General features: G+C 48.7%; 7 protein-coding genes. 4 read left to right on the top strand and 3 right to left on the bottom strand.

Features of this window, described 5'->3' with window-relative positions; translation table 11 throughout:
• The first annotated feature begins 32 nt into the window (after positions 1-32).
• From murQ to OCY70_RS26810, 3 genes are all read left to right on the top strand, one after another.
• Complete coding sequence (gene murQ / locus OCY70_RS26820; RefSeq protein WP_213431279.1) at positions 33-920, top strand: N-acetylmuramic acid 6-phosphate etherase; 888 nt, start codon at positions 33-35, stop codon at positions 918-920.
• A gap of 131 nt (positions 921-1,051) precedes the next feature.
• The gene (locus OCY70_RS26815; RefSeq protein WP_213431280.1) at positions 1,052-2,506 is read left to right on the top strand and encodes a PTS transporter subunit EIIC; all 1,455 of its coding nucleotides are present in this window, start codon (positions 1,052-1,054) and stop codon (positions 2,504-2,506) included.
• Positions 2,507-2,596: 90 nt separating this feature from the next.
• Positions 2,597-3,448: a MurR/RpiR family transcriptional regulator gene (locus OCY70_RS26810; RefSeq protein ID WP_213431281.1), complete on the top strand. Its 852-nt coding sequence runs from the start codon at positions 2,597-2,599 to the stop codon at positions 3,446-3,448.
• Between the two features lie 539 nt (positions 3,449-3,987).
• Here OCY70_RS26810 and OCY70_RS26805 read toward each other — a convergent pair.
• Positions 3,988-4,113, bottom strand: coding sequence for a hypothetical protein (locus tag OCY70_RS26805; protein WP_261945214.1), 126 nt, complete (start codon positions 4,111-4,113; stop codon positions 3,988-3,990).
• Between the two features lie 551 nt (positions 4,114-4,664).
• Between OCY70_RS26805 and OCY70_RS26800 the strand changes: the two genes are divergently transcribed.
• On the top strand, positions 4,665-5,909 hold the full coding sequence (locus tag OCY70_RS26800; RefSeq protein WP_261944499.1) for an IS110 family transposase: 1,245 nt from the start codon (positions 4,665-4,667) through the stop codon (positions 5,907-5,909).
• A 141-nt stretch (positions 5,910-6,050) separates the two neighbouring features.
• Here OCY70_RS26800 and OCY70_RS26795 read toward each other — a convergent pair whose 3' ends face one another.
• On the bottom strand, positions 6,051-6,287 hold the full coding sequence (locus tag OCY70_RS26795; protein WP_213427352.1) for a hypothetical protein: 237 nt from the start codon (positions 6,285-6,287) through the stop codon (positions 6,051-6,053).
• Positions 6,277-6,429 (bottom strand): hypothetical protein, encoded by a 153-nt coding sequence (locus OCY70_RS26790; protein ID WP_213427353.1) that lies wholly within the window; start codon positions 6,427-6,429, stop codon positions 6,277-6,279. The genes OCY70_RS26795 and OCY70_RS26790 overlap by 11 nt, the downstream gene beginning before the upstream one ends.
• Between the last annotated feature and the right edge of the window lie 15 nt (positions 6,430-6,444).

Below are 6,444 nucleotides of genomic sequence, written 5' to 3'. Positions count from 1 at the left end.
GTTTTCACAGATAGGTAAAAGGGGAGAATATGATGCTTGAACATTTAACTACAGAAGCTCGTAACGAGCGCACAATGAATTTAGACGAGCTGTCTATTGAAGAATTCCTTCGCATTATGAATGAGGAAGATGCTAAAGTGGCGCATGCTGTTCGTGAGGAGATCCCTCAAATTGCCCAAGCTGTTGCCAAGATTGCCGATTCCCTTCGACAAAACGGTCGCCTAATATACATGGGTGCTGGTACAAGCGGTCGAATCGGTCTACTCGACGCTGTAGAATGCCCCCCGACCTTCGGAACATTGCCTGAGCAGGTTGTCGGATTAATCGCAGGCGGCGAGAAAGCTTTCATTAAAGCGGTTGAAGGTGCAGAAGACAGCCGAGAGCTTGGCATCGAGGATCTGAAGAACATTCACCTTACGGAAAAGGACACTTTAGTCGGTATCGCAGCCAGCGGCCGTACGCCATATGTCATTGCAGGACTGGAGTACGCAAATCAAATCGGGGCAAATACGGTTGCTATTGCCTGCAACAAGAATTCCGAAGTCGGCAAGGCTGCTCAGATTGCCATTGAGATCATGAATGGACCGGAAGTATTAACAGGCTCAACCCGCCTAAAGTCCGGTACGTCCCAGAAGCTCGTATGCAACATGCTCTCTACTGCAGCCATGATTCAAGTAGGCAAAGTGTACGGCAATCTCATGGTAGATGTACAGCTCACAAATGAAAAGCTTGTTGAACGTGCAAAGCGAATCGTCATGGAAGCAACATCCTGTGATTACGAAACGGCAGAGAAGTATCTTGAACTAGCAGACAATAAACCAAAGGCTGCCATCGTTATGATTTTGACAGGGCTAACGTATGAAGAAACACTTCAGAAACTGGAGCAGGCTCGAGGATTCATTCGTCAAGCCATCAAATAAATGGATGCGCTATCCATATCTTTGAACATCAATCAGGCAAAATGATTTACAAGTTATCCTTGCAGAAATCGCAGGATAAGCACGGCTCGATTACCCCACGACACTACTTTTAAACTTAGGAGGGAAACACCATGAATCAACATCGTGCACTTGCAAAAGAGATTCTCGATGCTGTTGGCGGGGCTTCAAACATTAATAGCTTTACGAATTGTATTACTCGCCTTCGGATTAACCTCGTGGATCGAAGCATCATTGATGAAGCACGAATCAAAAGCACCAAAGGTGTAATGGGTGTCGTTGACGATGAGACATATCAAATCGTCCTTGGTCCAGGAACCGTAAAGAAAGTAGCAGACGAGCTCACTTCCCTTATTGAATCAGGCGAAGGTTCGGAAACAATAGCTCCTAAGCCAATCAATTCCCAAGCAAAAGGTCAGGATATTAAGACTGAGCTTAAAAAGAAAAACAATACTCCATTTAAAAACTTCCTGCGAAAGATCGGAAATATCTTCATTCCCCTGATTCCAGCTCTCGTCGGTGCCGGTCTTATTAATGGTATCGCAGGTCTTTTGGCAAACCTGATGCAAACCGGCTTCTCACCAGAATGGATGGTAACGTTACAGCCAATTGTCAGTGTAATCGGTTCCGCCTTTTTCCTATACCTAACCGTATTCGCCGGTGTAAATGCTGCTAAGGAATTCGGAGGTACTCCTTCATTAGGTGGTGCGGTCTCCGCGATTATTATCGCACCAAGCGTTGCAAATATTTCGTATACCTATCCTCTAATTGGGGAAATTACGTTAAGTCCGGGTCAAGGCGGTATTATCGGGGCAATCTTTGCTGCAATCTTGATCTCTTATATGGAAAAATGGGTGCGCAAGCATGTCCCAACTGCTATTGATATTATCGTAACGCCAACAATTGCCTTGCTAGTCGTCGGTTTAATCACGATCTTTGCATTCATGCCGCTAGCTGGTGTCATTTCACAGGGTATCGGAACGGCAACAACATGGCTCCTTGCGCATGGCGGACCATTGTCCGGTTTTGTACTCGCAGCATCCTTCCTGCCGCTCGTTATGTTTGGATTGCATCAGGCCTTGATTCCAATTCATGCGGAATTGATTACGCAATTCGGTTTCACCGCGCTTCTTCCTATCCTGGCTATGGCCGGTGCTGGTCAAGTCGGTGCAGCCATTGCAATCTATATGAAATTGAATCATAACAAAAGCATGCGCAATTTGATTAAAGGGGTTCTGCCCGTCGGCTTCTTAGGGATTGGTGAGCCTTTGATCTACGGTGTATCCTTGCCATTAGGTCGTCCGTTTATCACAGCTTGTATCGGCGGTGGCTTCGGTGGTGCAGTGCTTGGATTGTATGCGATGTCAGCCAACTTTATCGGCTCCATGGCTATTGGACCTTCTGGCTTAGTTCTTGTACCGCTTGTAACGGGCCCACTTGGCATCGGCGCTTCAATCGTCGGTTACTTGCTTGGTCTTGTCGCTTCCTATATTGGAGGCTTCCTGCTGACCTACTTCTTCGGCTTTACAAAAGAACTTCTATTAGAGCATAATAAAGATACCGATTAACGCTCGGATCATATAGGGCATCTTGGAGCATGATCTCCATAGATGTCCTATTTTCTTCATAATCTGAAATACATTCAGGGGGCTTTTGTTATGACGGGAAGTATCTTGACGCAAATTCAAGCTTTGTACGATAGTCTGTCACAGTCTGAGCAAAAAGTAGCTCGCTACATATTAGAGCACCCGGAAGAGGTTGCGAATATTAGCATACACGATCTTGCCGAAAAGGCGGAGACCAGTGGCGCTTCTGTCGTTCGATTTTGCAGTTCTTTGCAGGTTGGGGGCTTCCCACAGCTAAAGGTTCGTCTCTCTCTTGATATGGCCAAACATGAGCGCCCTACTTATTATGATTTCGATCCAAGTGATACGACCGATTCCATTATTAAAAAGACCGTGTCCAACAGCATTCAGGCTCTTCAAGATACCGCTGAAGCGCTGGATAGTGAAATAGTGAATCAAATTGCCGCAGCAATGGCGAAAGCTCCTGCAATTTATACGTACGGAATTGGGGCATCCTTGGTTGTAGCAGAAGACATTGCACAGAAGTGGATGCGTCTAGGGAAAACAGCCTTTGCCTTTCACGATCAGCATGTGCTGGCCGTTAATATTGCCAATGCCCCTTCTGGCTCCGTCTTCATCGGCGTATCTTACAGTGGGAAGACGAAAGAGGTCATCCAATCCGTCAAGCTCGCAAATGAATATGACTTGGTTACGGTCGGCATATCCCGATATGGTGAACATGAACTAAGTAATAATGTCGCCTACATGCTAAGTGTAGCTCATGCGCCGGAAGCAGTGTTTCGCAGTGCTGCGACCAGTTCACGCCTTGCACAACTGCTTGCAGTAGACACACTATTCTTTGCTTACGCCTCCACCCAACACGAGACGATTCGATATTTGGCAGATACAAGCCAAGCTATTCGTAACTTGCGCGAGCAATCTTGAGGAAGTAATACTTGAACACTCCCGTAATATAAAAAGCCTCGCATGACGTCTCCGATAAAGACGAAATGCAAGGCTTTTAATCTATGTATGAAACGCTCCAATCTCAACTAAGTAGAGGTATAACGATAACAAGCAACGAACAAGGAAATCGAATAACATCTATAAAATACGACTATAAGGAAATTTATCTGGCTCTCACACGATCTTGACTAAGCAGTGACTTGGCCTGCTTCACCGCTTCTATTTCATAATGTAGGATCATTCATCAAGAATCGGAATCAGCAGGAAGCGTTCACCGTTACGGCTCGATGCTTAGCTGCCCTCCAGACGCCCTCATCGGGCGACCAATTTATTCCCCCCCGCGGCAGCATTCTCTCTAAGCTCCGACAGGCGAGACGTGATTCCGGTCCCTGCATGCTTTCCCGGAAGCACATGAGTCGCAGTTCCCCGGGATTTGCCGTTGCGATACTGAAGCCGGCTCGATCTAATTCACCACATAATAGGCTGGGCGCCTGTTGACCTCTCATAACGGTGCCGGCTCAGCATAGGCTTAGCTCCGTGTCTTCCGAACCTTCTGTCGAGAAGGAGGAATGCTTCTTGCCGATATACAGCATGTTCTCGGATGCCGGAAGATACCTGCCCATAAGCGCAAAAATACCTTTCATTCGCCGTATCGTCCTCACGCCCAAGAAGCGTTACCCAAAAACCATGGGGTGCGCCGCTATCATTGGGACGACCAGGACAATCCCCGACAAAGCGGCCAGCACGGCCAATAGGATGACGAGATGCCGCACTTTTAACCGGATCAATCTCCCCCCTCCTCGTATAGTATTTCCTGAAGGCAGTTTTGAGTCTTTTTCCAGTCCTTTATAGAAACATAGAATGCCTTCAAAATTTCCAGCTTGCACATTGAAAATTAATATGGGGACTGGACTTTCCGGAATGTCTCTGGACAATGGAACTTAGGGTTCCATTCGGGGAAATTCGTCTCCCTCCTGTAGTCCAATCTACTTTTTAAGTCTGTTTCTCCGGTACTCGCTTGCACTTCTTACCCGCTGGCTGTTCCCTTCGGCAACTCATGCCCGACTGTAGCAGCGTCGGGGCAGCTCGTGAACCGAAGCGTGTTCTCATATGCGAGGGTGATTGATCGGCGAGTGCGCCGGAGACAGTCCGGAGAGTCCGTTCCCTGAATCCCTTATAGAAAGGAGGAATTCTCTTGAAGCTTTTTGTCGGTATTGACGTCAGTTCCGAAGAACTGGAAGCCTGTTTGATGAAATCGGATGGCGACACCCTGGAGACCTTCAAGACCACCAACAATCTGCACGGCGCTTCTTACTTGCGGGATCGCATCATTTCTGCTGCGGTCAAGACAGCCTGCTCTGAGGTTCATATCGGGCTTGAAGCCACATCCGTCTACAGTTGGCATCCAGCCATGTACTTGCATGAGGATGAGGCCCTTCAACAATTGAATGCCAAGGTGTTCACCATTAATCCGAAGCTGATTAACAAATTCAAAGACGCTTATGCCGACCTGGACAAAACCGATCGCATCGATGCCTGGATCATTGCAGACCGCCTGCGTTTTGGCAGACTCACGACGACTATCGTGATGCAGGAACAGTACATCGCCTTGCAGCGGCTCACTCGCATGCGATTCCATCTCGTACACAACCTTACCCGCGAGAAGCAATACTTTTTGCAAAATCTGTTCTACAAGTGCAATGCTTTTCGCGCGGAGGTGGACAGTTCCGTGTTCGGCCATGCCATCATGGAAATGCTCTCGGAAAAGTATAGTCTGGATGAGATGGCGAATATGGATGTCGCCCGTTTGGCTGACTATCTCAAGGACAAGGGGAGAAATCGTTTCCCCGATCCCGAACACGTCGCCCGCTGTATTCAAAAGGCGGCTCGGGCCTCGTACCGTCTCTCGAAGGTTGTCGAGGATTCCATTGATTTGGTGCTGGGCACCTCAATTCAGTCGATCCGGAGCATCCAGAGTCAGCTTAAAGAGCTCGACAAGGCGATTGAGCGCATTTTAGACGGCATTTCCAGCAGCCAGTGCCTCCGTTCCATTCCGGGCATTGATCGGGTCTATGCCGCAGGCATCCTGGCCGAGATCGGCGACATCGACCGCTTCACGGATCAAGCCGCCTTGGCCAAGTATGCGGGTCTGACGTGGCGCAAGCACCAATCCGGCTCCTTCGAGGCGGAAGATACAAAGCGCATTCGTTCCGGCAACCGATTCCTTCGCTACTACCTTGTTGAAGCTGCCAACTCGGTAAAAAACCGCGACCCGGAATTCGGGGAGTACTACCGGAAGAAATTCAATGAAGTCCCTAAGCATCAACACAAACGTGCCCTCGTCTTAACGGCAAGAAAACTTGTGCGTCTGGTCGATGTGCTGCTACGCAACGACCAACTCTATACGCCCAGAAGGAAGGTGAAGCCGACAGAGCAATAATGCCTTGGCTCATGAATTTTCTTCTCTAATTCCCAGTTAAATTATGGTATTTTACTTAATTTTCGACTGGGTCTAGTTTGGTGATGCCTTTTTTGGGATTGATCCTGCTGCACGCCAAGGAAATTTTCCAATTCTCATCAATCAGGGACTTGACATCATACCGCTGGACTTCTCCAGCAGCGAAGCCCGAATAATATAAATGCCGCCCACGTCGACCAATCTGTCTTCCGCTACGGCCGTATCTTTCTGTGCCACCCCTTCCGTGGTTCCGATGGAGAGATCTCGTTCCGCCCCGGCTGCTCCCTGAAGAACAGCCGCTTCCATGACGCCTTCCGTATCTGGGCCCGGCACAGATTCACCGTAAACTTCATGATCCATGCCCGCAGGCTGCCGTTATCCGACTTCTGATGAACGCGGCGGAACACGTCCAGAACACATCCTGGCTGATATCCTCGGCGCCATGCCGATCGCCAAGCAGCAAACCCGCCGTCCGGATGACGTCGTCACCGTTCGCATCCATAAGCGGACGAAGCGC

Source organism: Paenibacillus melissococcoides, from assembly GCA_944800085.1.
In the GTDB taxonomy this organism is placed as follows: Bacteria; Bacillota; Bacilli; order Paenibacillales; family Paenibacillaceae; genus Paenibacillus_B; species Paenibacillus_B melissococcoides.
This window is presented reverse-complemented; position numbering and strand designations above follow the sequence as displayed.

Bases quoted from the DNA above. Each gene is read 5' to 3' on its own strand.
- murQ (WP_213431279.1), top strand. From the start codon at position 33: ATGCTTGAACATTTAACTACAGAAGCTCGTAACGAGCGCACAATGAAT.
- OCY70_RS26805 (WP_261945214.1), bottom strand. From the start codon at position 4,113: ATGAAAGGTATTTTTGCGCTTATGGGCAGGTATCTTCCGGCATCCGAG.
- OCY70_RS26815 (WP_213431280.1), top strand. From the start codon at position 1,052: ATGAATCAACATCGTGCACTTGCAAAAGAGATTCTCGATGCTGTTGGC.
- OCY70_RS26790 (WP_213427353.1), bottom strand. From the start codon at position 6,429: ATGGATGCGAACGGTGACGACGTCATCCGGACGGCGGGTTTGCTGCTT.
- OCY70_RS26795 (WP_213427352.1), bottom strand. From the start codon at position 6,287: ATGGATCATGAAGTTTACGGTGAATCTGTGCCGGGCCCAGATACGGAA.
- OCY70_RS26810 (WP_213431281.1), top strand. From the start codon at position 2,597: ATGACGGGAAGTATCTTGACGCAAATTCAAGCTTTGTACGATAGTCTG.